Here is a 26,894-nt window from a genome sequence, read left to right as displayed (position 1 = left end):
CCCGTACCGCCGACGCACCACCTTCCACCGCACGCTCCCGTACCCGGCCCGACCGCCGGCGTACGGCCAATCGGGGGGACCCCTCCATGACCGCACAGCAGCCCGTGCTGCAACTCCAGAACCTGACCCGCGTCCACGGCGCGGGCGCCACCGAGGTGCATGCCCTGCGCGGCATCGACCTCGCCGTGTACCCCGGCGAACTCGTCGCCGTCATGGGCCCGTCGGGCTCCGGCAAGTCCACGCTGCTCACGATCGCGGGCGGCCTGGACACCCCCAGCTCGGGCCGGGTGATCGTCGAGGACACCGACATCACCACCGCGAGCGTCAAGCAGCTCGCCGCCCTGCGCCGCCGCAGCATCGGCTACGTCTTCCAGGACTACAACCTCATCCCGGCCCTGACGGCCGCCGAGAACGTCGCCCTGCCCCGCGAGCTGGACGGCACCTCCGCCCGCAAGGCCCGCGTCGAGGCCCTCGCCGCCCTGGAGGAGATGGGGCTCGGGCACCTCGCCGACCGCTTCCCCGACGAGATGTCCGGCGGCCAGCAGCAGCGCGTGGCCATCGCCCGCGCCCTCGTCGGCGACCGTCGGCTCGTCCTCGCCGACGAGCCGACCGGCGCCCTCGACTCCGAGACCGGCGAGTCCGTGCTCGCCCTGCTCCGCTCCCGCTGCGACGCGGGCGCCGCCGGCGTCCTCGTCACCCACGAGCCGCGGTTCGCCGCCTGGGCCGACCGGGTGGTGTTCCTGCGGGACGGCGCCATCGTCGACCAGACCGTGCGCAGCGACGCCGACTCCCTCCTCTCGGGCCAGGTGGCCGAAGCGTGAAGACCTGGCTCCACTCCTGGCGGGCAGCGATCCGCATAGCCCGACGCGACGCCTGGCGTTCCAAGGGCCGCAGCGCCCTCGTCCTCGCGATGATCGCGCTGCCCATCCTGGGCGTCAGCGGCCTCGACCTGACCTACCGCAGCTCCGAACTCTCCCCCGCCGAGCGGGTGGAGCGGACGATCGGCGCGGCCGACGCGCGCTTCCGGGACGCCCAGGTCGGCGGTGTCCCGATCTACCAGGACCCGACCGGCGAGATGCACACACCGGCCAAGGACTACGAGAACGAGCCGTGGCCGAGCGGCCCCACCGACGTCACGAAGACCGTCCCCGCCGGCTCCACCGTCCTCACGGACACCATCGGTTCGGCGAAGCTGACGACGGCCCACGGTCTGCTCATGACCGAGGTGCGTGAGCTGAAGGCCTCCGATCCGATCGCCCGCGGCATCCTGACGCTCCTCGACGGACGTTTCCCGGAGAAGAACGACGAGGTCGTCGCGACCTCGCACTTCCTGGAGACCAGCGGCCTGTCGGTCGGCTCTACCCTTTCCGCCCGCAATTTCGATCGCCCGTACCGGATCGTCGGCTCCTACGAACTTCCCGACACGCTCAGCACCGACCAGGTCAACACGCTCCCGGGGGCCTTCCTCGCCCCGTACGCGAAGGCGGTCGAGAAGGCCGGTCTGCCCGCGCCCGACGTCTCCGTCTCGTACCTGGTACGCAAGCCCGGTGGTTTCACGTGGAACACCGTCAAGGAGATCAACACCAAGGGCGTCGCCGTCGTCTCGCGGGCCGTGCTGCTCGACCCGCCCGCCGCCTCCGAGGTGCCGCTCAACCAGAAGGACGGCTGGGGCGGTTACGAGTCCAGCGCGGGGGCCGATGCCGCCGAACTCGCCTCCCTCGCGACCGTCGTCGGCCTGGCGATGCTGGAGATCTGCCTCCTCGCCGGACCCGCCTTCGCGGTCGGCGCCCGCCGCTCGCGCCGCCAGCTCGGTCTGGTCGGGGCCAACGGCGGTGCCCGCAGCCACATCCGGGCCATCGTGCTGAGCGGCGGTCTGGTCATCGGCGTCGCGGCCGCCGTCACTGGCACCGTCCTCGCCCTGATCCTGACGCTGCTGCTGCAGCCGGTCCTCGAAGACACCATGGGCCAGCGGTTCGGCTCCTTCGACGTCCGGCCCGTCGAACTCCTCGGCATCGCGCTGCTCGCGGTCCTCACCGGTCTGCTCGCCGCCGTCGTCCCGGCCGTCACCGCCTCCCGGCAGACCGTCCTCGCCTCGCTCACCGGTCGGCGCGGAATCCGCCGCAGCAGCCGCGTACTGCCCCTGATCGGCCTGGCGGCCCTCCTCGTCGGCGGCGCGGTCGCCCTCTTCGGCTCCATGGTCTCCCAGCAGGTCACCCTGGTGGCGGCCGGCTCCGCCCTCGCCGAGCTGGGCGTCGTCGCCATGACCCCGGCCCTGGTGGGCCTGTTCGGGCGGACCGGCCGCTGGCTGCCGCTCTCCCCGCGGCTCGCGCTGCGGGACGCCGTCCGCAACCGGGGCCGTACGGCACCCGCCGTCGCCGCCGTCCTCGCCGCCGTCGCGGGCACGGTCGCCGTCTCCACGTACATGGCCAGCCGCGAGGCCCAGACCAGGGCCGAATACGAGGCCACCCTGCCGTACGGCGTCGCCTCCGCCTTCGTCCAGGAGGAGGGCGGCCGGGACGTCCCCGCGGTCCGCGACGCGATCCAGCGCAACTTCCCGGTCGACGTCCGCGCCGACGTCGGGCGCGTCTCGGTCGGCAAGCCCGGCTGCCCGTCCTGGGGCGGCGCCGGCTGCGGCCGCTACGAGGTCGTCATGCCTCCGGCGAACGAGTGCCCGATGTACGCCACGGTCCCGGGCGGCGGCGACCCCGCGGACAAGTACACACCCGCCGAACGCCGGAAGATGATGACCGAGGACTGGCGGTGCAAGGACTCCGCGAGCAGCGGCATGTACGTCTCCGACGGCGGCCTGGTCGTCGGTGACGCCAAGCTGCTCCAGGTCCTCGGCGTCGACGACCCCGCGACCGTGAAGGCCCTCGCCGACGGCAGGATCGTCAGCTTCAACCGCGCCCTGGTCGAGAAGGACGGCACCGTCGGGATCAAGCAGATCACCGACATCGCCGCCGCCGACAAGGCCTCCGAGCAGGGCCGCCCCGCCCCCGGCAAGGTCAGCGCCCTGCCCGCCTACCTGGTGCCCGGCGGCAAGAAGTCCTACGGCGTCCAGGCCCTCATGACCCCGGCCACCGCCAAGGCCGCCGGCCTGTCCACGGTGCCGCTGGGCGTGTACGTCAGCACCGACCGGATGCCGGACAGCGAGCAGCGCCAGAAGCTCGACAGCGACCTCGCCAAGCTCGGCAGCAATGTCGAACTGCACCTGGAGGAGGGCTTCGTCAACGACAACGGGATCATCCTGCTCTCGCTGGCGATCTTCGCGGGCCTGGTCACCATCGGCGCCGCCGGCATCGCCACCGGACTCGCCCAGGCCGACGCCGAGGCCGACCTGAAGACCCTCGCCGCCGTGGGCGCCCCGCCCCGGGTCCGCCGCACGCTCAGCGGATTCCAGTGCGGAGTCGTCGCCGCGATGGGCGTGCTCCTCGGCTCGGCCGCCGGACTGCTGCCCGCCGTGGGGCTCCGGCTCACCGAGGAGCGCGACCAGCTCCGCTACTACGAGCAGAGCCTCGCCGAGGGCTGGAGCGGCGAGCTCACCCCGCCCGACGTGCCGATCGTCATCCCCTGGGAGACCCTGGCCGGCCTGCTCGTCGCCGTCCCGCTCGGCGCCGCGCTCCTCGCCGCCCTGGTGACCCGCTCGCGCGGGGCGCTGGCCCGGCGCGCGGCGACCTGACGGTCTTCGTTCCCGTCCTGTGCCCCTGTACGAGGGTGGATCACCCCCGTACAGGGGCACACCCTGTGGTGACGCTTGTGTACGAGAGAATGGCGGCATGGAGATGCCGAGGAATGACAGGTCGCAGGAGAGCCCCCAGGTCCTCATCGTGGGACAGGACGGGATGGCGCTCGGCGGCACTCAGGGCGACGACGAACCCCGCGAGGTCCCGGTGACGGAAATGGTCGAGCAGCCTGCGAAGGTCATGCGGATCGGCAGCATGATCAAGCAGCTCCTGGAGGAAGTACGGGCGGCCCCTCTGGACGAGGCGAGCCGGGTCAGGCTCAAGGACATCCACGCCAGCTCCGTGAAGGAGCTGGAGGACGGGCTCGCTCCCGAGCTCGTCGAGGAACTGGAGCGGCTCTCCCTGCCGTTCACGGACGAGGCGATCCCCTCCGAGGCGGAGCTGCGCATCGCGCAGGCGCAGCTGGTGGGCTGGCTCGAGGGCCTGTTCCACGGCATCCAGACGGCGCTGTTCGCCCAGCAGATGGCGGCCCGCGCGCAGCTGGAGCAGATGCGGCGCGCACTGCCTCCGGGTGCGTCCCACGACGATGACGACGACCACGGCCACGGCCACGCGGTCCGCTCGGGACCGTACCTGTAGGTCGCGACCGGTATCCCGGTACGGAGGAGGGGCCCGGCACAGCTCATGTGCCGGGCCCCTCCTCCGTACCTGCGCGCTCAGTCCTGCGGTACGAGCAGCAGCACCTTGCCGACGTGGCGGCCGCCCTCGAGGGCCCGGTGCCCCTCGGCGGCCTCCGGCATCGGCACGGTGCGGTCGACGACCGGCCGGACCGTGCCCGCGCCGATCAGCGGCCAGACGTGCTCCCGTACGGCCGCGACGATCGCCGCCTTCTCCTGCGCCGGGCGGGACCGCAGCGTGGTCGCCAGGACCGCGGCGCGCTTCGCGAGCAGCGCCCCGAGGTTCAGCTCGCCCTTCACCCCGCCCTGGAGGCCGATGACGACCAGCCGGCCGTTCACGGCCAGGGCCTTCACGTTCCGCTCCAGGTACTTGGCGCCGACGATGTCCAGGATGACGTCCGCGCCCGCCCCGTCCGTCGCCTTCGCCAGCTCCTCGACGAAGTCCTGCTCGCGGTAGTCGATGAGGACGTCCGCGCCCAGCTCGGCGCAGCGCGCCAGCTTCTCGGGGCCTCCGGCGGTGACCGCGACCCGCGCGCCGACCGCCTTCGCCAGCTGGATCGCCATCGTGCCGATGCCGCTCGCGCCGCCGTGCACGAGCAGCGTCTCGCCGGGCCTCAGGTGCGCGAGCATGAAGATGTTGGACCAGACGGTGCACGCGACCTCGGGGAGCGCGGCGGCCGTGGCCAGGTCGACGCCCTCCGGGACCGGCAGCAGCTGCCCGGCCGGGACCACGACCTTCTCGGCGTAGCCGCCGCCGGCGAGCAGGGCGCACACCTCGTCGCCGACGGCCCAGCCGGACACCCCGGGGCCGAGCGCGGCGATCCGGCCCGAGCACTCCAGGCCCGGGTACGGGGAGCTGCCCGGCGGCGGGTCGTAGAAGCCCTGGCGCTGGAGCAGGTCGGCGCGGTTGACCGCGCTCGCCACCACCTCGACGAGCACCTCGCCCTCGCCGGGTACGGGATCGGGCACCTCGGCCCAGACGAGGGCCTCGGGGCCACCGGGTTCCGGAATCGTGATCGCATACATGGCGGCGAGGCTACTCGTCGGGCGGCTCGGTCCCCGGGCGGCTCGGTCCTCGGGCGGCTCGGTCCCCGGGCGGCTCGGTCCCCGGGCGGCTCGGTCCTCGGGCGGCTCGGCCCCCGGGCGGCCCGGTCCCCGGGCGGACGCGGTCGGCCGTGCCGGTCCGGGTCCGAGCGCGGGCCGGACAGGCCCTAGTCCTCGGGCGGCGTGGAGAGCGGGGTCACCGGGGTGGCGCGCACGATGGTGATCACCCGGTCGGTGAGCTGGAGCGGGCTGGCCGCGGGATCGTCGTAACCGAGCAGCCGGTGGCCTCGGAGCACGCTCACCACCAGGTCACGCGTCTCGCGCACGTTCTTGCCGGCCTCGCTCTTGGTCACCGGCCGTTCCACGAGGTCGAGGCCCGAGCCCTGCTGGATGAGGTCCTCCATCACCGTGCCGGCGCTGGGACTCAGCACGGAGAGGCCGAGGAGCCGCCCGGCGGCGCTGGCGCTGGTGATGACCGCGTCCGCACCGGACTGGCGGAGCAGCGGCGCGTTCTCCTCCTCGCGGACCGCGGCGACGATCTTCGCGCCCCGGTTGAGCTGGCGTGCGGTCAGGGTGACCAGGACCGCCGTGTCGTCGCGCTGGGTGGCGATCACGATCTGCCGGGCCCGCTGCACCTCGGCCCGCAGCAGTACGTCGCTGCGGGTGGCGTCGCCGATGACACCGACGAATCCGTCCGCGTTCGCCGTCTCGATCACCTTGGTGGAGGGGTCGACGATGACGATCTGCTCCTTGCGGAGGCCGGTCGCGCAGAGCGTCTGGATCGCGGACCGGCCCTTCGTCCCGAAACCGACGATGACGGTGTGGTCGCGCAAGGTGGACCTCCAGCGGTTCAGCCGGAACTCCTCCCGGGTCCGCTCGGTGAGGACCTCGAGAGTGGTGCCGACCAGGATGATCAGGAAGAGCACGCGCAGCGGCGTGACGAGGAGGATGTTGGCGAGCCTGGCCGAGTCGCTGTACGGGACGATGTCGCCGTATCCCGTGGTGGAGAGCGTCACGGTCGCGTAGTAGGCGGAGTCGAGGAAGTCGAGCGTCTCGTCGGCGTTGTCGTGGTAGCCGTCGCGGTCGACGTAGACGATGAGGACCGTCACGAGCAGCACGCCGAGCGCCATCAGCAGCCGCTTGCCGACCTGGCGCAGCGGCCTCTCGACGACCCTGCGGGGCAGCCGTACCTGAGGGCCCGAGGCCCGCTCGTCCTCGTGGCGGGCCATCGCGTCCCGGCTGGGAAGTTTCACGTGAAACACGCTCCTTGGGCCGGTACGGCGCCCGACGTCGGCGGCCAGGGAAGGTCGAGGACGTCCAGCTCCTGGCCGGATCGGGCGCCGCCGGGCGGGACGACGGCCATGCCGTCCGCGACGGCGATGCCCCGGAGCATGGCGGGCCCGTTGTAGCGCAGCGGAACGAGCTGCTCGCCCCGCCGGACGACCGGGACGAGCCGGGTGTCGTGCGGATGCCCGTGCACCTCGTCCGCGACGGGGGCGCGGCTCCCGGGGCGAGAGGGCCGCTCCTCGCCGCCCAGGGCCGCGAGCAGCGGCTCGGCGAGCGTGAGGAGCCCGGAGACGGCGGCGAGCGGGTTGCCGGGCAGGCCGACGAGGTGGCGGTGGCCGCCGAGGGCCGCGAGGAGCATGGGGTGGCCGGGGCGGACCTTCACCCCGTCGACGAGGAGCGTGGCGCCCGCCTTGTCGAGCACCCGGTGGAGGTGGTCGACGGGCCCGGCGGCGGTGCCTCCGGTGGTGACGACGAGATCGGCGGCGGAGCCGGTGACGGCCGCGTACAGCTCCTCGGCGTCGTCGCCGATCCGCCGGGTGGCGAGGACCTCGGCGCCCAGCGCCGTGAGCCAGGGGCCGAGCATCGGACCGAGGGCGTCACGGATGAGCCCCTCGTGGGGGAGCCCGGCCGTGAGCAGCTCGTCGCCGAGGACGAGGATCTCCACGCGGGGGCGCGCCTGTACGGGGAGCTCGTCGTACCCGGCGGCCGCGGCCAGGCCCAGGACGACGGGGGTCACGGCGGTGCCCGCGGGGAGCAGCTCGTCGCCGGAGCGGCACTCCTGGCCCCGGGGCCGGATGTCCTGTCGGGGATGCACCTCGCGCAGGGCGTGCAGCACGAGACCCGCGGTCTCGGTCCGCTCCGTACGGGAGTGCTCGCTGCGGATGACGGCGGTGGTTCCGGGCGGGACGGGGGCGCCGGTGGCGATCCGTACGGCCTCGCCGTCGGCCAGGGCGGCGGCGGGCGCGTGACCGGCGAGGACGGGGCTCTCGGCGCGGACGGTCCAGGGGCCCGGGCCCGCGACGGCCCAGCCGTCCATGGCGGAGGTGTCGAAGGAGGGCAGGTCGGTGAGGGCGAGCAGCGGCCCGGCCAGGACCCGGCCGAGCGCCTGCCCGAGCGGAAGGCGCCGAGGCTCGCGTCCGGCCCGCGCGGCGGTCCCGGCGCGGGCGGCGGCGGCCCGGGCCTCGGGCCAGGCGGTGGCGCGGTGCGGCGGCTCGGCCTTCGTGCCGGTGGTCGTTCCCTGGGCCACGGGGGCGGGCTCCTTCAGGGTCATCCGGCCTCGTCCTGCTCGGCGGCCCAGCGCTGGGCGAGCGCCGCGGCCTTGCGGGCGGCCTCGGCGACCGCCTCCGGTCCGCCCTCGCTGCCCGCGCGGGCCGCCGCGTAGCCGACCAGGAAGGTGGTCAGGGGCGCGGCGGGGCGGGCCACGCCGTGGGCGGCGTCGCGGGCGAGGTCGAGCAGCACGCCGGTGTCGACGTCCAGTTCGATGCCCAGTTCTTCCTTGACTGCGGTGATCCATTCATCCAGCACGGTCCCATGCTCCCTGATGCGGGTCCGGGCCGTGGCGATGTCCTCCCAGGTGTCGCAGTCGAAGGAGGCGAGGGGGCCCGCGGCGACGCGGCTGAGACGGAGTCCCCCGGTGAGCCGGCGCAGCGGTCCGCCGTCGAGGGTGCCCCGCTGTTCCACGACGAGGTCCAGCTCGCGCAGGAGGGGAGTGCGGCGGTACGCGGCGACGAGCGGCTGGTCCCGCCCCTCCGCGTCGGTGAGGAGCACGGCCTCGGCCCCGGGGTCCGCGGCGAGTGCGTCGAGGAGGCGGCCGACGGTGGCCCCGTCGAGGAAGGGCAGGTCGGCGGAGAGGACGAGGAGGACGTCGGCGCCGGTCTCCCGTACGCCGGCGCCGAGGGCGGCCAGCGGGCCACCGCCGGACGGGTCCTCCCTGGTCCAGTGGACGGGGCGGGCGGTCGGGCGGGGGTCGGCGACGACCACGGTGCGGCCGGCGTCGGGGCAGGCGGCGAGCACCCGGTCGAGGAGGGTCCGGCCCCCGATCCGTACCCCGGGCTTGTCGGAGCCGCCGAGACGCCGGGCGGCGCCCCCGGCGAGCACGACGGCGTCGTATGCGGTGGTCACCCCAGCAGTATGGGCCGCGGGGGGCCACGGCCGACGGGCCCGTCTCCCTTGCTGAGACGGGCCCGTCGTACGGAGGTGCCCGAGACGGGCCCGTCGGACCGTCCGCGTCGGACCGTCCTCGTCGGACCGTCCGCGTCGGACCGTCCTTGTCAGACCGTCCGCGTCAGACCGTCCTTGTCAGACCGTGCGGAGCAGGACCGCGGGCTGCTCGACGCAGTCCGCCACGTACCGCAGGAAGCCGCCGGCCGTGCCGCCGTCGCAGACGCGGTGGTCGAAGGTGAGCGAGAGCTGCACCACCTGACGGGCGGCCAGTTCGCCCTGGTGCACCCAGGGCTTGGGGATGATCCGGCCGACACCGAGCATGGCGGCCTCGGGGTGGTTGATGATCGGCGTGGAGCCGTCGACCCCGAACACCCCGTAGTTGTTGAGGGTGAACGTGCCGCCGGTCAGATCGGCCGGGGTGATCGCACCCTGCCGTGCCGCCTCCGTCAGCCGGGCGAACTCCTCCGTCAGCGACTCGGCGGTCCGGGTCCCCGCGTCCTTGACCACGGGGACGACGAGCCCGCGCGGGGTCTGGGCGGCGAAGCCCAGGTGCACGGACGGCAGCCGGACGATCTCCCGTGCGGCCGTGTCCACCGTGGAGTTGAGCTCGGGGAACCGGGCCAGGGCGTGGACGCAGATGCGCGCGAGAAGCGCGAGCAGCGAGATCTTCGGCCCGCCGGCCGCGTTCATCGCCTTCCGTGCCGCCATCAGCTCGGTCGCGTCGGCGTCGACCCAGCAGGTCGCGTCGGGGATCTCCGTACGGCTGCGGGACAGCTTGTCCGCCACCGCGCCGCGGACACCGCGCAGCGGAACCCGCTCACCGGCCGTCGCGACGGAGGCCGCAGGGGCCACGGCGGGGACCGGGCCGGGCGCCGGGGCGGCGACCGGCCGCTCCAGGGCCGCGAGGGCGAGCTCCACGTCGGCCCGCAGGATCAGCCCCTCGGGCCCGGATCCGCGCACCTCCCGCAGGTCGAGGCCGCGGTCACGGGCCAGTTTCCGCACGAGCGGCGAGATGACCGGCACGGGCCCCTCGTGCCCGGCCGCTGCCGGGGCCGCCGGAGCAGCGACCGGGGCCGGAGCGGCGGCCGGGGCGGCCACCGGAGCCGGGGCGGCCGCCGGGTTCGTGTGCCGCACCCGGCGACGCCGGGCGGCGGGCCCGGCCGTGCCGTAGCCGACGAGCACGTTGCCCGAGTACTCCGAGGAGACGGCCGACTCGGCATCGGCCCCGACCACCGTGGGTGCCGCTCCCGGAGCGGCCTCCGCCAGCTCCTCCGGCGCGCCCGTGCCGCCCACGGCGACCGTCAGGAGCGGTGCGCCGACGGGCAGTTCGGTGCCCTCCTCGCCGTACCGGGCGGTGACGACACCGCCGTACGGGCAGGGCACCTCGACCATCGCCTTGGCCGTCTCGACCTCGACGACCGGCTGGTCGATGGCGACGACGTCGCCGACGGCGACCAGCCAGCGCACGATCTCGGCCTCGGTGAGCCCCTCACCGAGGTCGGGCAGCTTGAACTCAAGGACCTGTGCCATCAGCTGCCCGCCTCCCACTGCAGTCGCGCCACCGCGTCCAGGACCCGGTCCACGCCCGGCAGATGGTGCCGCTCCAGCATCGGCGGCGGGTACGGGATGTCGAAGCCCGCGACCCGCAGCACCGGCGCCTCCAGGTGGTGGAAGCAGCGCTCGGTCACGCGCGCGGCGATCTCCGCGCCGGGGCCGCCGAAGCCGGTCGACTCGTGGACGACGACCGCGCGGCCGGTGCGCCGCACCGAGGCGCAGACCGTCTCGTCGTCGAACGGAACGAGCGAGCGCAGGTCGACGACCTCCAGGTCCCAGCCCTCGGCCTGCGCGGCCTCCGCCGCCTCCAGACAGACCGGCACGGAGGGACCGTAGGTGATCAGGGTGGCGCCGGTGCCCGGGCGCCGCACGACGGCCTTGCCGATCGGCTCGACGGCCGCGGGCGCCTCGGGGGACCAGTCGGACTTCGACCAGTAGAGCCGCTTGGGCTCCAGGAAGACCACGGGGTCGTCGGAGGCGATGGCCGCGCGCAGCAGCCCGTACGCGTCCTCGACGGTCGCCGGCGTGACGACGTGCAGCCCAGGGGTGGCCATGTAGTAGGCCTCGGAGGAGTCGCTGTGGTGCTCGACGCCGCCGATCCCGCCGCCGTACGGCACACGGATCACGATCGGCATCGGCATCGCGCCGCGCGTCCGGTTCCGCATCTTCGCCACGTGCGAGAGCAGCTGCTCGAACGCCGGGTACGCGAACGCGTCGAACTGCATCTCCACGACCGGCCGCAGGCCGTACATGGCCATGCCGACGGCCGCGCCGAGGATGCCCGCCTCGGCCAGCGGGGTGTCGGTGCAGCGGTCCTCGCCGAACTCCTTGGCGAGTCCGTCGGTGACCCGGAACACACCGCCGAGGGTGCCGACGTCCTCGCCCATCACATGGACGGTCGGGTCCTCGGCCATCGCGTCGCGCATGGCGCGCTGGAGCGCCTGCGCCATCGTGGCGGGCTTCGGCTTCGCGGCGTTCCCGCCGGCCTTGGCGGCCGTGGGGCCGGTCGTCGCGGTCGTCATCACGCCTCACCCTCGGCTTCGAGCTCGGCGCGCAGCTGCGCCGCCTGTTCGCGCAGCTGCGTCGTCTGCTCCGCGTAGACGTGGGAGAAGAGTTCCATCGGGTCGAGCACCGGGTCGGCGTTCATCCGTTCGCGCAGCTCCGCCGCCATCGTCTCGGCGGCCTCCGCCGCCGCGCGCCTGCCGTCCTCGTCGAGCAGGCCACGCTCCGTCAGTTCCCGTTCGAGCAGCAGGATCGGGTCGTGCGCCCGCCAGGCCTCGACCTCGCCGGCCGCGCGGTAGCGGGTGGCGTCGTCGGCGTTGGTGTGGGCGTCGATCCGGTAGGTGACGGCCTCGACCAGGGTGGGTCCGCCGCCGCGCCGCGCGCGGGCCACGGCCTCGGTGAGCACCTGGTGGACGGCGACCGCGTCGTTTCCGTCGACGAGCCGGCCCGGCATCCCGTATCCGACGGCCTTGTGGGCGAGGGAGGGGGCCGCGGTCTGCTTGGCGAGCGGCACGGAGATCGCGAAGCCGTTGTTCTGGACGAAGAAGACCACGGGGGCCTGCCAGACGGCGGCGAAGTTCAGGGCCTCGTGGAAGTCGCCCTCGCTGGTGCCGCCGTCGCCGACCATGGCGAGGGCCACGACGTCGTCGCCCTTGAGGCGGGCGGCGTGGGCGAGGCCCACGGCGTGCGGGAGCTGGGTGGCGAGCGGCGTGCACAGCGGCGCGATGCGGTACTCGTGCGGGTCGTACCCGGTGTGCCAGTCGCCGCGGAGCAGGGTCAGGGCCTGGACGGGGTCGAGGCCCCGGGCGACGGCCGCCAGGGTGTCGCGGTACGAGGGGAAGAGCCAGTCCCGCTCCTCCAGGGCGAGGGCGGCGGCGATCTCGCACGCCTCCTGGCCGGTGGTGGACGGGTACACGGCGAGCCGGCCCTGCTTGGTGAGGGCGGTGGCCTGCGCGTTGTACCGGCGGCCGCGGATCAGCTCCGCGTAGAGCCGGAGCAGCAGCGCGGGGTCGGCGTCGGCCACGGCGTCCGTGCCGAGCACGCGGAGCGGCTCGGCCTCGGGCAGCAGCGGCGCGGGGTCGGTCCGCGGCTGCCAGGCCGGCGGCGGGGTGGTCCGGTGGGCGTCAGCGGCACCGGGCGGCTCTTGGACTGTCGAACTGCGCTGTTGCAACGAGTCCACCTCCTCGTGGGAGCGGGCATAAGACCCGAAGGCGGGTGGCGCGAGTGTGGCGCGCCTCACCTACCGATTGTTCGGTCGTGGAGGCATTTTGGCTACAGGCACCTCCAGCCTGTGGACAAACGGTTCTCCACAGCCTGGGATAAGGGCAGGTCGTCCACCGGAGAGAGGCGGGGGCACATGGCGGATGAACAAATGGCCGAGGACTGGGATCGGGTCGTCGCACCGGCGTCGGCACCGGTGACCCCAGGCGTCCCGGCACGCCCGCTGGACGCCATCGACCGCGACATCCTCCGCATCCTGCAGACGGACGGCCGCGCCTCGATCCGCTCCGTGGCCGAGCGGGTGCACGTCTCCCGGGCCAACGCGTACGCGCGCATCAACCGGCTCATCGACGACGGGGTGATCCGCGGCTTCAGCGCCCGCGTCAACCACGAGCGGGCGGGCCACGGCGCCTCCGCCTACATCACGCTCAAGATCGTCCAGAACTCCTGGCGGACCGTGCGCGAACAGCTCCAGGCCCTGCCGGGAGCCGCGCACATCGCCCTCGTCAGCGGCGATTTCGACGTCCTGCTGCTCGTCCACACGCCCGACAACCGGACCCTGCGCGAGCTGGTGCTCACCAAGCTCCAGTCGATCCCCGAGGTGCTCTCCACCCGGACCCTGCTGGTCTTCGAGGAGACGGACCTGGACCCGGACCACCGGGACACGACCCGCTGACCCCTCAGGGGGCCCGTACGAGGGCAGGGGGCCGTACGAGGGCAGGGGGCCGTACGAGGGCCCAGCGGAGCCGGTACGAGGCCTCAGCGCCCCGCACGACGCCCCATGCGCCCGTACGAGGGGCAGCGCAGCCCTACGAGGGGCAGGCGGAGCCGGTACGAGCCCCAGCCGGAGCCGGTACGAGGCTCTGGCCCCGCACGACCCCCCATGCGCCCGTACGAGGCCTCAGCGCGCCGTCCGCAGCCCGTCGAAGGCCAGGTGGACGACGGTCTCGGCGAGCTGCTCCCGCTCCGCCGTCGCGTCCGGGTGCGGCCGGTACCACTCCACCAGCGAGTTGATCATGCCGAAGAGGAGCCGGGTCGCGAGCCGGATGTCCACGTCCGCCCGCAGGTCGCCCTCGGCGGCGGCGGCCTTCAGCAGATCGGCCACCTTGTGGTCGAACTCCCGGCGCCGCTCCATCGCCCACCGCTCGGTGGCCGTGTTGCCCCGCACCCGCAGCAGCAGCGTCACGTACGGCAGCTCCGCTATCAGCACCTCGACGGTGCGCCGCGTGACGTACTCGACCCGGTCGACGGCCCGGCCGCGCCCGGCGCCCGGCTCGTCGAGGATCGCGAAGAGCCCGTCGAGCGCCCGGCTGACCGCGCGCCGCAGCAGCTCCTCCTTGCCGGAGACGTGGTGGTAGATCGAGGACTTGGAGATCCCTGCCGCCTTGGACAGGTGCTCCATCGAGGTGCCGTCGTAACCGCGCTCGTTGAAGACCCGCACGGCGACCGAGAGCAGCGTCTCGGGGGTGTAGGTGTCGCGCTTGGCGGTGGTCATCGGGAGTCCTCCGCTTCCTCGGCGGCCGCCCGGCGCACGAGGCCGAGCACCGGCGCGTACCGGCCTGTCGCGTACCGCGCGTGCAGCTCGCGGAGCAGACCGCACGTGCGCCGGTGGCCGACCCGCCCGGCCCACTCCAGCGGTCCGGCCGGATAGTTGACCCCGAGCCGCATCGCCGTGTCCACGTCCTCCGCGGTCGCGACCCCCCGGTCGACCGCGTCGACCGCGATGTCGGCCAGCATCGCGACCGTCCGCGCGACGATCATGCCGGGCACGTCGCCGATCACGGAGACCTGCTTGCCGAGTGCCTGGAAGAGGCCCACGGCCTCGCCGAGGACGCCGGGGTCGACGTCCTCGCGGGTCGACAGCACGATCCGGCTCGCGGCCGCGTAGTCGTACGCGAGGTCGAAGTAGATGATCGCCTCCTCGTCGTACTCGAAGGAGGTCTCGCCGTCCGTGAGGCTGAGCTCGCCGCCGCCCGGCAGCTCGATGTGGCCGCCGCCCTTCTTGTGCAGGACGGTGATTCCGGCCGCCTCGAAGAGCCCCACCAGCGGCTCCGCCGGCCCGAGGTCACCCCAGACAGTGATCCACTCGGGCGCCTTCGCGGGCTCCGCCGTGTGCGGCGCGGGACGCTCGGCGCCCTCCGCGTACGAGAACCAGCCGTGCCCCGACTTCCGCCCGAGCCGCCCCGACTCGACGAGCCGGCGCTGCGCGAGCGAGGGGGTGAACTTGGGGTCCTGGTAGAAGGACTCCCACACCGACCGCGTGACGGCCTCGTTCACGTCCTGGCCGATGAGGTCGGTCAGCTCGAAGGGCCCCATGCGGAAGCCGCCGCACTCGCGCAGGGCCGCGTCGATGGTGGCGGGGTCGGCCCCGCCCTCCTCGAAGATTCGGAACGCCTCGGCGTAGAAGGGGCGGGCGACCCGGTTCACGATGAAGCCGGGGGTGTCCGCGCAGCGCACCGGCGTCTTGCCCCAGCCCTTGACCGTCTCGTACGCGCGCGTGGCGACGTCCGCGTCGGTGGCGAAGCCGCTGACGACCTCGACGAGGGGGAGCAGCGGCGCCGGGTTGAAGAAGTGCAGTCCGACGAACCGGCCGGGCAGCCGCAGCCCTCCGGCGATGGCCGCGACGGAGAGGGAGGAGGTGTTCGTGGCGAGGACGGTGTCGTCGCCGACGATCTTCTCCAGGTCGGTGAAGAGCCGCTGCTTGACCGCGAGGTCCTCGACGATCGCCTCGATCACGAGCGCGGCGTCCGCGAGCTCGGCGGGGTCCTCGGCCGCGTGCAGCCGGCCGACCGCCGCCTCGCGCGCCGCGGCGTCCAGCTTCCCCTTCTCCACGAGCCGGTCCAGGCGGGCGGTGAGGGCGGCGACGGCCTCGGCGGCCCGGCCGGGGGCGCTGTCGTAGAGGCGCACGGGGTGGCCGGCGACCAGCGCGACCTGGGCGATGCCCTGCCCCATGGTCCCGGTGCCGACGACGGCGACGGTGCGGTCCCGTCCGATGGCTGCGGCGCTGCCCTGCCCCTCGGCGGCGGTCTCACTGGCGGTCACGTCGTCGCTCCCCCTGACGGTCACGTTGGCGCTCATAGGAGTGATCCTCCCCGATGGGTTTTCCACAGGATCGACGGACCCCCTTGTCCCGACCGATCGTTCGGTTACTCTAACTCCGTACGCGTCTCCCTGCCCAGCTCGACGAGGAGTTGGTCCATCGATGGCCACCGCTCAGCTGACCACCGACCGTCTGGCCGAGAAGCACCGGTCCACACTCGACCAGGCGCTCGACACCATCCGCACCCGCGCCTACTGGTCGCCGTACCCCGAGCACCCGAAGGCGTACGGCGCCGACGGCTCGCTCGACGCTGCGGCGGGCCTCGCCGCCCACCAGTCCGCGCTGAACACCCGCTTCGACCTCGACCAGCCCGGCACGGACGGCTGGACCGGCGGCGAGACCTCGCCGTACGGCCCCTCGCTCGGCATCGAGTACCCGCACGCCGACCTCGACGTGCTGCTCCCCGCGATGCGCGCGGGCATGGGCGCCTGGCGGGACGCCGGCGCCGAGACCCGTGCCCTGGTCTGCCTGGAGATCCTCGGCCGGATCTCCGCCCGCACCCACGAGTTCGCGCACGCCGTCATGCACACCAGCGGCCAGGCGTTCATGATGGCGTTCCAGGCCGGCGGCCCGCACGCCCAGGACCGTGGCCTGGAGGCCGTGGCCTACGCGTACGAGGAGCAGACCCGCACGCCCGCGGGGCGGGCCGGCTGGTCCAAGCCGCAGGGCAAGCGCGACCCCCTGGAGCTGAGCAAGGAGTTCACCCCGGTCGGCCGCGGCATCGCCCTGGTCATCGGCTGCAACACCTTCCCCACGTGGAACGGCTACCCGGGCCTGTTCGCCTCCCTCGCCACCGGAAACCCCGTCGTGGTCAAGCCGCACCCGCGCGCGGTGCTGCCGCTCGCGCTCACGGTGAAGGTCGCCCGCGAGGTGCTCGCCGAGGCCGGCTTCGACCCGAACCTGGTCGCGCTCGCCGTCGAGCGCCCCGGCGAGGGCATCGCCAAGACCCTGGCCGTCCGCCCCGAGATCCGGATCATCGACTACACCGGCTCCACCGCCTTCGGCGACTGGCTGGAGGCCAACGCCCGGCAGGCCCAGGTCTACACCGAGAAGGCCGGCGTCAACACGGTCGTGGTCGACTCCACCGACGACTACAAGGGCATGCTGGCCAACCTGGCCTTCTCGCTGTCCCTGTACAGCGGCCAGATGTGCACCACCCCGCAGAACCTGCTGATCCCCCGCGACGGCATCACCACCGACCAGGGCCCCAAGTCGTACGACGAGGTCGTCGCCGACCTCGCGGCGTCGGTCGGCGGCCTGCTCGGCGACGACGCCCGGGCGAACGGTCTGCTGGGCGCGCTGGTCAACCCGGACGTGAAGGCGCGCCTGGAGGCCGCCGCCGGGCTCGGCGAGGTCGCGCTCGCCTCCCGCGAGGTGGTCAACCCGGAGTACCCGGACGCCGTGGTCCGCACGCCGGTCATCGTGAAGCTGGACGGCTCCAAGCCGGACGCCCAGGCCGCGTACTTCTCGGAGTGCTTCGGCCCGGTCTCCTTCGCCGTCTCGGTGGACTCCACCGCCGACGCCCTGGAGCTGCTGCGCCGCACGGTCCGTGAGAAGGGCGCCATGACGGTCGGCGCCTACACGACCTCGGCGGACACCGAGCGCGCGGTGGAGGAGGTCTGCCTGGAGGAGTCGGCCCAGCTCTCGCTGAACCTGACGGGCGGGGTGTACGTGAACCAGACGGCCGCGTTCTCCGACTTCCACGGCTCGGGCGGCAACCCGGCGGCGAACGCCGCGCTGTGCGACGGTGCCTTCGTCTCCAACCGCTTCCGGGTGGTGGAGGTCCGCCGCCAGGCCTGATCCACAGGCTCGTGGAGACCCTCCGGGGCCTCCACGAGAACCAGGCCGCCTGGGACTCCCGGACGTCCATGCCGCCTGGGACTCCCGGACGCCCATGCCACCTGGGACTCCCGGACGCCCATGCCGCCTCGGACTCCCGGGAAGCCTCGAACGCCCAGGCCGCCTAGGACGCCTCGATCTCCGCGTACCGCTGCACCCACGCGTGCATGGCGATCGCGGCCGCGGCGCCCGCGTTGATCGACCGGGTCGAGCCGAACTGGGCGATCGAGCAGACCATCTCCACGTGGGCGCGGGCCTCCTCCGTGAGACCCGGCCCCTCCTGCCCGAAGAGCAGCACACAGCGGCGGGGCAGCACGGTCCGCTCCAGCGGGACGGCGCCCGGCAGGTTGTCGATGCCGATGACCGGGATGCCCTCGGCCGCCGCCCACGAGGTCAGCGACTCGGTGTCCGGGTGGTGCCGCACGTGCTGGTAGCGGTCGGTGACCATGGCACCCCGCCGGTTCCAGCGCCGCCGGCCCACGATGTGGACCTCCTTCGCCAGGAACGCGTTGGCGGTCCGTACCACCGAGCCGATGTTGAAGTCGTGGCCCCAGTTCTCCACCGCCACGTGGAAGTCGTGGCGGCGGGTGTCCAGGTCGGCGACGACCGCCTCGCGCGTCCAGTACCGGTAGCGGTCCACGACGTTGCGCCGGTCGCCGCCGGCGAGCAGCTCGGGGTCGTACCGCTCGTCCCGCGGCCACGGCTCCGGGTGCGGCCCGACGCCGATCTCGGGGCCGAACCCCTCGTCGTACTGGACCGGCTCGGGCTGTTCTTCCGTGGTGCTCACCCGACGAGGGTACGGGGGCCTTGCTCCTCACCCGTACGGCGCTGCTCGGGCAGCGGCTCGCCGGAGGTGCCGTCGGGCGTCCCGGCCGGGGCCCCCGCGGGGGCCCGCCTCAGCAGGCGGTCCCGGCCCTTCACCACCCGGGCGCCCAGCCACACCAGGAACGCCGTCGGCAGGAACACGGCGTCCGCGGAGATCATCGCGAGCGAGAAGACCGGCAGTCCGAGAAGGACCGCGATCCCGGCGTGCTCCATCATCATCACGACGAGCAGGACGTTCTTGACCTTGCGGTTGAAGAGCGTGAACGGGAAGGCGACCTGGACGATCACCGTGCCGTAGGTCAGCAGCATCACCATGATCCCGCTGGCCCCGAGCAGGTCGGACAGGGCGGGCCAGGGCGCGAAGTAGTCCAGGTGGAGCGGGTAGAACAGCGCCGTCCCCTCCTGCCAGCGCGAGCCCTGGATCTTGTACCAGCCGGCCGTGGCGTAGATCAGGCAGACCTCCACCATGAGCACGACGAGGACGGCGTTGTGCGCGAGGTTGGCGAGGGCGTCGAGCATGGTCCGCGGCTCCCCGGGCGCCAGCCGGCAGACCAGCCACCACAGGCCGTTCCCCAGCCACAGCACCCACAGCAGCACCGGCACCCACCACTCGCCGGTGACATCGCTGAACCACGTGGCGGCGAGGAGGAAGCCTCCGAGCACGACCCACAGCAGCGGTCCGACGACATCGCGGCGCGGGGCCTCCCCGGCCTCGGCCGCGCGGGCCTCACGGGCCGCCCGTCGGGCGTCGAGGGACCACACCTGGCCGCAGCGGGTGAAGACCAGATAGATCGAGACGATGTGGAGGACGTTGTCGCCGCCGTCGCCCACGAACACGGAGCGGTTCAGCAGCGAGAGCACACCGACCATGAAGACCACGGACACGGCCCGGGTGCGCCAGCCCACCAGGAGCAGTGCGGCGGAGAGCACCGCGAGCCCGTAGACGAGCTCGAACCACACCCGGCCGTCCGACCACAGGAGCACGGTGAAGGCCCGGTTGTCGGCGATCAGCCGCTGCGCCAGCTCGAAGGACCAGGGGCCTTCGGGCCCGTACAGCAGATGCCGGTGCGGCAGCTCGCGCAGCAGGAAGAGCAGCCAGGTCAGCGAGAAGCCGATCCGTACGATCGCGCTCTGGTACGGGGCGAGGGTGCGGCCCGTGACGGCCTGCACCCCGCGGGCGAGCCGGCGGTCGAAGGGCTCGCGGGCACCCGCGCGCGTGGCGTGGGAAGTACTCATCGGCCCGCCTCCGTGCGGCTCGCGTCGGCGCCGGCGGACCGGTCGGCCTCGGTGATCCCCCACCACGGGAAGTCCCGGTAGGACGGGTTGGAGCGCGACTTCTCGGTGCTCCACTGAGGGGAGGAGACGGGCCGGGAGACGGTGCGGAGCTGGATGCGCCGCACGTCGGGGCCCAGGGCGCGCCCGTCGGTGCCTTCGAGGTCGTCGAGCCTGAGCATCGCGATCCGGCGCATGTACTGCTCCGAGAGGTCGCCGCGCAGTCCGTTGGAGCGGTTGGCGTCGTCGTGCGTGTTGAGGTAGAAGTCCACGGCCCTGCGGAGCTGGTTCTGCTGCGCGTGGCTGGGCATCGGGTTGTACCGGATGGCGTCGATGTCCTGCGCGGTGAGGTCGATCCAGCCGGTGGTGCGGCGGCCGCCGGCGGTGGCGAGCTCGGCGCGGACCTCGACGGAGATGTTCGTCTGGAGCGGATTGGGCGCGAAGAGCTTCCAGTTCTGCTCGAACTCGGGGTAGATCCAGTCGTCGACGGCCTCGCCGTGCCGCTTGGTCAGCGTGTTGGACGGCGCCACGTGCAGGAAGACCATCGCCAGGTGCACGCAGGTGAACACCGCGACGACGGCGAGCGCGACGGCGACGACGACCTGGTACGGCAGCGAGAGGGCCATGATCCCGGTGCCGGTGGTACCGGTGCCGGGGGTTCCCGTCCCCTGGCTTCCGTCCTGGGTCCGGGCATCGGTGCCCGGGGCCTCGGAAGAGCTGACCGGCGGGTCCTCGGGAGAGCTGACCGGCGGGTCTTCGGGAGGGCTGACCGGCGGGTCCTCGGGGGGTCTCCGCCCGCCGTCACTCACCTCGACCGCGTCCTTTTCGACGTACGCGTCCATCCCGCCCCGATCCCGATCGGCCCACCTCGGTTATCCACAGGGTTGACACCATACGGGCCGTCGACCCACCATTGAAGTCATTCAACCGAACGATCGGTCGGTAGGGGGTCTGATGACCGCAGTGACGGCAGGGACGGCAGGGACCACGGGCGTGCCCGGCGTGTCGGACACGGCCGCGGCGGCGGAGCAGGCCGCCTACGAGGCCGTGTTCGACGCCGCCGTCGCCGCCGACGAGCGGATCGAGCCGCGCGACTGGATGCCCGAGGCCTACCGGGCCTCGCTCGTCCGCCAGATCGCGCAGCACGCCCACTCCGAGATCATCGGCATGCAGCCCGAGGCGAACTGGATCACCCGGGCGCCCTCCCTGCGGCGCAAGGCGATCCTCATGGCCAAGGTGCAGGACGAGGCCGGCCACGGCCTGTATCTGTACAGCGCGGCCGAGACCCTCGGCACCAGCCGCGACGAGCTCCTCGACAAGCTCCACTCCGGCCGCCAGAAGTACTCCTCGATCTTCAACTACCCCACGCTGACCTGGGCCGACGTCGGCGCGATCGGCTGGCTGGTCGACGGCGCCGCGATCACCAACCAGGTCCCCCTCTGCCGCTGCTCCTACGGCCCGTACGCTCGCGCGATGGTCAGGGTCTGCAAGGAGGAGTCCTTCCACCAGCGCCAGGGGTACGAGGCACTCCTCGCCCTGTCGAACGGCACCGAGGCCCAGCACGCCATGGCGCAGGACGCGGTGGACCGCTGGTGGTGGCCCTCGCTGATGATGTTCGGCCCGCCCGACGACGAGTCGACGCACACCGCCCAGGCGATGGCCTGGAAGATCAAGCGCCACTCCAACGACGAGCTGCGCCAGCGCTTCGTCGACATCGCCGTCCCGCAGGCCGAGGCCCTCGGCCTCACCCTCCCCGACCCCGACATCCGGTGGAACGAGGAGCGCGGGCACTACGACTTCGGCCCGATCGACTGGACCGAGTTCTGGGACGTCCTCAAGGGGAACGGCCCCTGCAACGACCAGCGGCTGAGCAAGCGGCGCCAGGCCCACGAGGACGGCGCCTGGGTCAGGGAAGCGGCGGCGGCCTACGCGCAGAAGCACACCGGAAAGCACGGGGAGGCACAGGCATGACGACCGACGGTTGGCCGCTGTGGGAGGTGTTCGTGCGCTCCCGCCGCGGACTGTCCCACACCCACGCGGGCAGTCTCCACGCACCCGACGCGGAGATGGCCCTGCGCAACGCCCGCGACCTGTACACCCGCAGGTCCGAAGGCGTGTCGATCTGGGTCGTCCCCTCGGCGGCGATCACCGCCTCCTCGCCCGACGAGAAGGACCCCTTCTTCGAGCCGGCCGCGGACAAGCCCTACCGCCACCCGACCTTCTACGAGATCCCGGAGGGGGTGAAGCACCTGTGACCGGCACCCTCGACACCGTCACCGCCGCCGCGGCGCTCGCCCTCGGCGACGACGCCCTCGTGCTCTCCCACCGCCTGGGGGAGTGGGCCGGCTCCGCCCCCGTCCTGGAGGAGGAGGTCGCCCTGGCCAACATCGCCCTCGACCTCCTCGGCCAGGCCCGCGTCCTGCTCTCCCTCGTCGGCGACGAGGACGAACTGGCCTACCTCCGCGAGGAGCGCTCCTTCCGGAACAGCCAGCTGGTCGAGCAGCCCAACGGCGACTTCGCCCACACCATCGCCCGGCAGCTCTACTTCTCCACCTACCAGCACCTCCTGTACGGGCAGCTGGCCACCGGCGACGGCCCCTTCGCCGGCCTCGCCGCCAAGGCCGTCAAGGAGGTCGCCTACCACCAGGACCACGCCGAGCACTGGACCCTCCGCCTCGGCGACGGCACCCCCGAGAGCCACCAGCGGATGCAGCGGGCCTGCGACGCCCTCTGGCGGTACACCGGCGAACTGTTCCAGCCCGTCGACGGCCTCGACCTGGACCTCCCCGCCCTGGAGACCGCCTGGCTGGACTCGCTCACCGACGTCCTCGGCCGGGCCTCCCTCACCGTCCCCTCCGGACCCCGCACCGGCGCCTGGAGCGCGGGCGCCGGCCGGCAGGGCCTGCACACCGAGCCCTTCGGACGGATGCTCGCCGAAATGCAGCACCTGCACCGCAGCCACCCGGGTGCGACATGGTGACCATGACGGCCCTGGAAGAGGAACTGAGCCGCGTCGCCGGCTCCGTCCCCGATCCGGAGCTGCCCGTCCTCACCCTGGAGGAACTCGGCGTCATGCGGGGCGTGCACGTCCTCGGCCCCGGCCGGGTCGAGGTCTCCCTCACCCCCACCTACACCGGCTGCCCCGCGATCGAGGCGATGGCAGCCGACATCGAGCAGGCCCTCCACGAGCACGGCGTACCGGACGTCACCATCGTCACCGTCCTCGCCCCGGCCTGGTCCACCGACGACATCAGCGAGGAAGGGCGTCGCAAGCTCACCGAGTTCGGCATCGCCCCACCCCGCCCACAGGGCCCCGCCGACGGCCCCGTGGCCCTCACCCTGGCGATCCGCTGCCCGCACTGCGGATCCACGGAAACCGAGCTCCTGAGCCGCTTCTCCTCCACCGCGTGCAAGGCACTGCGCCGCTGCACCGCCTGCCGCGAACCGTTCGACCACTTCAAGGAGTTGTAGATGGAGTCCTCAGCCGCCGCACGGGCCGGATTCCATTCCCTCAGGGTGAGCGAGGTCGACCGGCTCACGGACGACTCCGTGGCCGTCACCTTCGCGGTCCCGGCCGAACTCCACGAGGCGTACCGCCACGTCCCCGGCCAGCACCTCGCTCTGCGCCGCACCGGCGAACACGGGGAGGAGATCCGGCGCACCTACTCGATCTGCGCCCCCGCCGCCCCGGCCGGCGAGCCCCCCGTCCTGCGCGTCGGCATCCGCCTCGTCGACGGCGGCTCGTTCTCGACGTACGCGCTCAAGGAACTGGCCGTCGGCGACCTCGTCGAGGTCATGGAGCCGATGGGCCGCTTCGCGCTCACCCCGCGCCCCGGCCACTTCGCCGCCGTCGTCGGCGGCAGCGGCATCACCCCGGTCCTGTCGATGGCGGCCACCCTGCTCGCCCGCGAGCCGGAGGCCCGGTTCTGCCTGATCCGCAGCGACCGCACCGCCGCGTCCACGATGTTCCTCGACGAGGTCGCCGACCTCAAGGACCGCTACCCGGACCGCTTCCAGCTCGTCACGGTCCTCTCCCGGGAGGAGCAGCAGGCGGGTCTGCCGTCCGGCCGTCTCGACCGCGAGCGGCTCGCCGAGCTGCTGCCCGCGATGCTGCCGGTCGACGCGATCGACGGCTGGTTCCTCTGCGGCCCCTTCGGCCTCGTCCAGGGCGCCGAGAAGGCGCTGCGCGGCCTGGGCGTCGACCGCGGCCGGATCCACCAGGAGATCTTCCACGTCGACGACGGCTCCGCGCCCGCCCCGGCCCCCGCGGCCGACGCCCCGGCGCACGCCACCCTGACCGCGACGCTGCACGGCCGTTCCGGCACCTGGCCGGTGGAGCGGGGGGAGACACTCCTCGACACCGTGCTCCGCGCCCGCGCGGACGCCCCGTACGCCTGCAAGGGCGGGGTGTGCGGCACCTGCCGTGCCTTCGTCGTCGGCGGAGAGGTGCGGATGGACCGCAACTTCGCCCTGGAGCCGGAGGAGACCGACGCCGGATACGTCCTGGCCTGCCAGTCCCACCCGGCCACCCCGGACGTGGAGCTGGACTTCGACCGCTGAGCACCGCTGAGGACCGCGGAGAAGTACCGAGAGGGTGGCGCCGACGAAGTGCGGCGCCACCATTCCCTTCCCCTAGAACCTGTTCTATCTTGACGATCCGTCAGACAGAGAGACAGGCGACGGCAACGGGAAGGCAGCACCGTGGACTTCACCTTCACCGAAGAACAGCAGGCGGCCGTCGAGACGGCCAAGGCGGTCTTCAAGGACGTCGCACCCGACGCGGTCCCGAGCCCCGCCCTCACCCCGGGCGCCGTGGCCGAGGAACACGACCGGCCGCTCTGGTCCCGCCTCGCCGCAGCCGACCTCCTCGGCCTCACCCTGGCCCCCGAGCACGGCGGCGCCGGACTCGATCCCGTCGCCCTCTGCCTCGTCCTGCGCGAGTCCGCCCGCGTCCTGGCCCGCGTCCCCCTCCTGGAGACCAGCGCCGTCGCCCTGACCGTCGAGCGGTACGCCCACCCCCGTACGGCCGCGGCACTCCTCCCCCGGGTCGCCCGCGGCGAACTCGTCCTCACCGCCGCCTCCCAGGGACGCACCGGCCACGAACCCGCCGACCGAGCCGTCACCGCGCGCCGCGACGGAGCCGGCTGGATCCTCGACGGCCTCCAGACCGCCGTCCCCTGGGCCCGGAGCGCCGACCTCATCGCCGTACCGGCACACACCACCGAGGACCGCACGCTCCTCGCCCTGCTGCCCCGCACCCACGAGGGCCTCACCCTCACCGCCCAGTACTCGACGAGCGGCGAACTCCTCGCCGAGCTGCGCCTCGACGCCGTACGCCTCGACGACACGGACGTCATCGACACCGACGGCGCCTGGGAACGGCTGCGCGACCTCCTCACCACCGGCACCTGCGCGCTCGCCCTCGGTCTCGGCGAGGCCGTCCTCGCCATGACGAGCCAGTACACCGGGAAACGCGAGCAGTTCGGGCACCCCGTGGCCACGTTCCAGGCGGTCGCCGTCCAGACCGCCGACCGCTACATCGACCTGCGCGCCATGGAAGCCACCCTCTGGCAGGCCGCCTGGCGTCTGTCCAGCGGAGCGGACGGAGCCCTCCCCGCCGCGGGGGACATCGCCGTCGCGAAGATCTGGGCCTCCGAAGGCGTACGCCGCGTCGTGCAGACGGCGCAGCACCTGCACGGCGGCTTCGGCGCCGACACCGACTACCCTCTGCACCGCTACCACGCCTGGGCCAAGCACCTCGAACTGTCCCTCGGCCCCGCCGCGGCCCACGAGGAGGCCCTGGGCGACCTGCTGGCCGCCCACCCCCTCGACTGAAGCCTCAGACCCGCGTCAGAGGACGAACGCCGGGCTGCCGCTCTCCGCGACCATCGGACGCCCGGCGCCGTCCCACGCCTGCATCCCGCCGTCCACGTTCACCGCGTCGAAGCCCTGCTGCACCAGGTACTGGGTGACCTGCGCCGAACGGCCGCCCACCCGGCACATCACATACGCGCGACCGTGCTCGGCCACGGCCTCCGTCACCTCACCGAAGCGGGCCACGAAGTTGCTCATCGGCACGTGCAGCGCGCCCTCGACATGACCGGCAGCCCACTCGTCGTCCTCCCTGACGTCCAGCACCAGGGCATCGGCCGGCACGGAAGCCGCGTCCACCGAGGGCAGTGGGGAGAAATTCATGGGACAGGCCTTCTCTCGTCAGTACCGCCCGAAGGGCTCGGGCGCACGGAAAACCTACTGCACCAGCTCCGCCAGCTCGTCCTCCCGCTCGGAGACCTGGGCGAGCAGCTGCTCGGCGATCTCCTCCAGAAGCTGATCCGGGTCGTCGGGCGCCATCCGCAGCATCGCGCCGATCGCGCTCTCCTCCAGCTCGCGCGCCACCGCCGACAGCATGTCCTTGCGCTCGGCCAGCCACTCCAGGCGCGCGTACAGCTCCTCGCTCTCGCTGAGCCGTTCCTCGACCGGCACCGGTCCGGCCTCCCACTCCGCGGAGAGCTCACGCAGCAGGGCCTCGTCGCCGCGGGCGTAGGCGGCGTTCACCCGCGTGATGAACTCCTCGCGCCGCTTCCGCTCGTCCTCCTCGCGCGCCAGGTCGGGGTGGGCCTTGCGGGCCAGCTCGCGGTAGAGCCTGCGGACCTCCTCGCCGGGCCGGACGCGCTTCGGCGGCTGCACCGGCCGGTCGGTGAGCATCGCGGCGGCCTCGGGGGAGATGCCGTCGGAGTCGATCCAGTCGTGGAACAGCTCGTCCACCCCGGGCATCGGCAGCACCGCGGCCCGCGCCTCCTGCGCCCGCCGCAGATCCTCGGGGTCCCCGGTACGGGCCGCCCGCGCCTCGGCGATCCGCGCGTCGAGCTCGTCGAGCCGCGCGTACATGGGCCCGAGCTTCTGGTGGTGCAGCCGCGAGAAGTTGTCCACCTCGACCCGGAAGGTCTCGACGGCGATCTCGAACTCGATCAGCGCCTGCTCGGCCACCCGCACGGCCCGCTCCAACCGAGCCTCGGGCCGCTCGCCCCCGGCCTGCGCGGCCTCCGCCTGCTCATCCCCGGCCCGCGAGGTCTCCGCCTGCGCGGCCTCCGCCTGCTCGTCCCCGGCCCGCGAGGTCTCCGCCTGCGCGGCCTCCGCCTGCTCGTCCCCGAGTCGGCCGGCCTCGGGCCGCTCGTCCCCGGGTCCTTCGTTCACACCCTGGTCCACGCTCACGTCCACGCCGCCCAA

The 26,894-nt window shown here is 73.2% G+C and carries 25 protein-coding genes; 11 read left to right on the top strand and 14 right to left on the bottom strand.

The window, feature by feature from the left end; all coding sequences use genetic code 11:
- Nucleotides 1–86: 86 nt before the first annotated feature.
- From ACF07V_RS30185 to ACF07V_RS30175, 3 genes are all read left to right on the top strand, one after another.
- Nucleotides 87–821, top strand: a complete 735-nt coding sequence (locus tag ACF07V_RS30185; RefSeq protein WP_392158842.1) for an ABC transporter ATP-binding protein — start codon at nucleotides 87–89, stop codon at nucleotides 819–821.
- Nucleotides 818–3,679 (top strand): FtsX-like permease family protein, encoded by a 2,862-nt coding sequence (locus ACF07V_RS30180; RefSeq protein ID WP_392158841.1) that lies wholly within the window; start codon nucleotides 818–820, stop codon nucleotides 3,677–3,679. The genes ACF07V_RS30185 and ACF07V_RS30180 overlap by 4 nt, the downstream gene beginning before the upstream one ends.
- Nucleotides 3,680–3,776: 97 nt before the next feature.
- Entirely contained in the window at nucleotides 3,777–4,322 is a 546-nt protein-coding gene (locus ACF07V_RS30175; RefSeq protein WP_123453478.1) for a bacterial proteasome activator family protein, read from the top strand.
- Nucleotides 4,323–4,399: 77 nt separating this feature from the next.
- Here the strand turns inward: ACF07V_RS30175 and ACF07V_RS30170 are convergent, their stop codons facing one another.
- From ACF07V_RS30170 to pdhA, 7 genes are all read right to left on the bottom strand, one after another.
- Nucleotides 4,400–5,386, bottom strand: a complete 987-nt coding sequence (locus ACF07V_RS30170) for an NAD(P)H-quinone oxidoreductase (RefSeq protein ID WP_392158840.1) — start codon at nucleotides 5,384–5,386, stop codon at nucleotides 4,400–4,402.
- Nucleotides 5,387–5,571: 185 nt separating this feature from the next.
- Nucleotides 5,572–6,657, bottom strand: coding sequence for a potassium channel family protein (locus tag ACF07V_RS30165; protein WP_392158839.1), 1,086 nt, complete (start codon nucleotides 6,655–6,657; stop codon nucleotides 5,572–5,574).
- Nucleotides 6,654–7,961 (bottom strand): molybdopterin molybdotransferase MoeA, encoded by a 1,308-nt coding sequence (locus tag ACF07V_RS30160; protein WP_392158838.1) that lies wholly within the window; start codon nucleotides 7,959–7,961, stop codon nucleotides 6,654–6,656. Before ACF07V_RS30160 ends, ACF07V_RS30165 begins: the two co-directional genes overlap by 4 nt.
- A complete protein-coding gene (locus tag ACF07V_RS30155; protein ID WP_392158837.1) occupies nucleotides 7,958–8,812 on the bottom strand; it encodes an NTP transferase domain-containing protein in 855 nt (284 codons plus the stop codon). Before ACF07V_RS30155 ends, ACF07V_RS30160 begins: the two co-directional genes overlap by 4 nt.
- Nucleotides 8,813–8,989: 177 nt before the next feature.
- Nucleotides 8,990–10,384: a dihydrolipoamide acetyltransferase family protein gene (locus ACF07V_RS30150; RefSeq protein WP_392158836.1), complete on the bottom strand. Its 1,395-nt coding sequence runs from the start codon at nucleotides 10,382–10,384 to the stop codon at nucleotides 8,990–8,992.
- On the bottom strand, nucleotides 10,384–11,430 hold the full coding sequence (locus ACF07V_RS30145; RefSeq protein WP_392158835.1) for an alpha-ketoacid dehydrogenase subunit beta: 1,047 nt from the start codon (nucleotides 11,428–11,430) through the stop codon (nucleotides 10,384–10,386). The genes ACF07V_RS30150 and ACF07V_RS30145 overlap by 1 nt, the downstream gene beginning before the upstream one ends.
- Nucleotides 11,430–12,590 carry a pyruvate dehydrogenase (acetyl-transferring) E1 component subunit alpha gene (pdhA, locus tag ACF07V_RS30140; RefSeq protein ID WP_392158940.1) on the bottom strand — a complete coding sequence of 387 codons (1,161 nt, stop codon included), beginning with the start codon at nucleotides 12,588–12,590 and terminating at the stop codon, nucleotides 11,430–11,432. The genes ACF07V_RS30145 and pdhA overlap by 1 nt, the downstream gene beginning before the upstream one ends.
- 177 nt (nucleotides 12,591–12,767) lie before the next feature.
- Here pdhA and ACF07V_RS30135 point away from each other — a divergent pair, with 177 nt between their 5' ends.
- Nucleotides 12,768–13,307, top strand: a complete 540-nt coding sequence (locus tag ACF07V_RS30135) for an Lrp/AsnC family transcriptional regulator (protein ID WP_392158834.1) — start codon at nucleotides 12,768–12,770, stop codon at nucleotides 13,305–13,307.
- A 225-nt stretch (nucleotides 13,308–13,532) separates the two neighbouring features.
- Here ACF07V_RS30135 and ACF07V_RS30130 read toward each other — a convergent pair whose 3' ends face one another.
- A complete protein-coding gene (locus tag ACF07V_RS30130; RefSeq protein WP_369145263.1) occupies nucleotides 13,533–14,126 on the bottom strand; it encodes a TetR/AcrR family transcriptional regulator in 594 nt (197 codons plus the stop codon).
- Complete coding sequence (locus ACF07V_RS30125; RefSeq protein WP_392158833.1) at nucleotides 14,123–15,709, bottom strand: 3-hydroxyacyl-CoA dehydrogenase; 1,587 nt, start codon at nucleotides 15,707–15,709, stop codon at nucleotides 14,123–14,125. Before ACF07V_RS30125 ends, ACF07V_RS30130 begins: the two co-directional genes overlap by 4 nt.
- A gap of 124 nt (nucleotides 15,710–15,833) precedes the next feature.
- On the opposite strand from ACF07V_RS30125, the gene paaN reads away from it, so the two are divergent.
- A complete protein-coding gene (gene paaN / locus ACF07V_RS30120; RefSeq protein ID WP_392158832.1) occupies nucleotides 15,834–17,531 on the top strand; it encodes a phenylacetic acid degradation protein PaaN in 1,698 nt (565 codons plus the stop codon).
- A gap of 163 nt (nucleotides 17,532–17,694) precedes the next feature.
- Here paaN and ACF07V_RS30115 read toward each other — a convergent pair whose 3' ends face one another.
- From ACF07V_RS30115 to ACF07V_RS30105, 3 genes are read right to left on the bottom strand one after another with little or no spacing between them, the layout of a single operon-like run.
- Entirely contained in the window at nucleotides 17,695–18,357 is a 663-nt protein-coding gene (locus ACF07V_RS30115; protein WP_392158831.1) for a TrmH family RNA methyltransferase, read from the bottom strand.
- A complete protein-coding gene (locus ACF07V_RS30110; protein ID WP_392158830.1) occupies nucleotides 18,354–19,631 on the bottom strand; it encodes an HTTM domain-containing protein in 1,278 nt (425 codons plus the stop codon). The genes ACF07V_RS30115 and ACF07V_RS30110 overlap by 4 nt, the downstream gene beginning before the upstream one ends.
- Nucleotides 19,628–20,509 (bottom strand): DUF5819 family protein, encoded by an 882-nt coding sequence (locus tag ACF07V_RS30105; protein WP_392158829.1) that lies wholly within the window; start codon nucleotides 20,507–20,509, stop codon nucleotides 19,628–19,630. The genes ACF07V_RS30110 and ACF07V_RS30105 overlap by 4 nt, the downstream gene beginning before the upstream one ends.
- A gap of 112 nt (nucleotides 20,510–20,621) precedes the next feature.
- Between ACF07V_RS30105 and paaA the strand changes: the two genes are divergently transcribed.
- The 6 genes from paaA to ACF07V_RS30075 all read left to right on the top strand — a co-directional run bounded on the left by paaA (nucleotide 20,622) and on the right by ACF07V_RS30075 (nucleotide 25,502).
- Nucleotides 20,622–21,638, top strand: coding sequence for a 1,2-phenylacetyl-CoA epoxidase subunit PaaA (gene paaA, locus ACF07V_RS30100; protein ID WP_392158828.1), 1,017 nt, complete (start codon nucleotides 20,622–20,624; stop codon nucleotides 21,636–21,638).
- Complete coding sequence (gene paaB, locus ACF07V_RS30095; protein WP_041130120.1) at nucleotides 21,635–21,922, top strand: 1,2-phenylacetyl-CoA epoxidase subunit PaaB; 288 nt, start codon at nucleotides 21,635–21,637, stop codon at nucleotides 21,920–21,922. Before paaA ends, paaB begins: the two co-directional genes overlap by 4 nt.
- Nucleotides 21,919–22,647 carry a 1,2-phenylacetyl-CoA epoxidase subunit PaaC gene (gene paaC, locus ACF07V_RS30090; protein ID WP_392158827.1) on the top strand — a complete coding sequence of 243 codons (729 nt, stop codon included), beginning with the start codon at nucleotides 21,919–21,921 and terminating at the stop codon, nucleotides 22,645–22,647. Before paaB ends, paaC begins: the two co-directional genes overlap by 4 nt.
- Nucleotides 22,641–23,138, top strand: a complete 498-nt coding sequence (gene paaD, locus ACF07V_RS30085; RefSeq protein ID WP_392158826.1) for a 1,2-phenylacetyl-CoA epoxidase subunit PaaD — start codon at nucleotides 22,641–22,643, stop codon at nucleotides 23,136–23,138. The genes paaC and paaD overlap by 7 nt, the downstream gene beginning before the upstream one ends.
- On the top strand, nucleotides 23,139–24,227 hold the full coding sequence (locus ACF07V_RS30080; protein ID WP_392158825.1) for a 2Fe-2S iron-sulfur cluster-binding protein: 1,089 nt from the start codon (nucleotides 23,139–23,141) through the stop codon (nucleotides 24,225–24,227).
- Between the two features lie 141 nt (nucleotides 24,228–24,368).
- Complete coding sequence (locus ACF07V_RS30075; protein ID WP_392158824.1) at nucleotides 24,369–25,502, top strand: acyl-CoA dehydrogenase family protein; 1,134 nt, start codon at nucleotides 24,369–24,371, stop codon at nucleotides 25,500–25,502.
- Between the two features lie 15 nt (nucleotides 25,503–25,517).
- Here the strand turns inward: ACF07V_RS30075 and ACF07V_RS30070 are convergent, their stop codons facing one another.
- Together ACF07V_RS30070 and ACF07V_RS30065 are read right to left on the bottom strand one after the other, a co-directional pair.
- Complete coding sequence (locus tag ACF07V_RS30070; RefSeq protein WP_392158823.1) at nucleotides 25,518–25,862, bottom strand: rhodanese-like domain-containing protein; 345 nt, start codon at nucleotides 25,860–25,862, stop codon at nucleotides 25,518–25,520.
- A 54-nt stretch (nucleotides 25,863–25,916) separates the two neighbouring features.
- Nucleotides 25,917–26,672: a hypothetical protein gene (locus ACF07V_RS30065; protein ID WP_392158939.1), complete on the bottom strand. Its 756-nt coding sequence runs from the start codon at nucleotides 26,670–26,672 to the stop codon at nucleotides 25,917–25,919.
- Nucleotides 26,673–26,894 lie beyond the last annotated feature (222 nt).

It is taken from the genome of Streptomyces sp. NPDC015661, assembly GCF_043077765.1.
Classification (GTDB): Bacteria; Actinomycetota; Actinomycetes; order Streptomycetales; family Streptomycetaceae; genus Streptomyces.
This window is presented reverse-complemented; position numbering and strand designations above follow the sequence as displayed.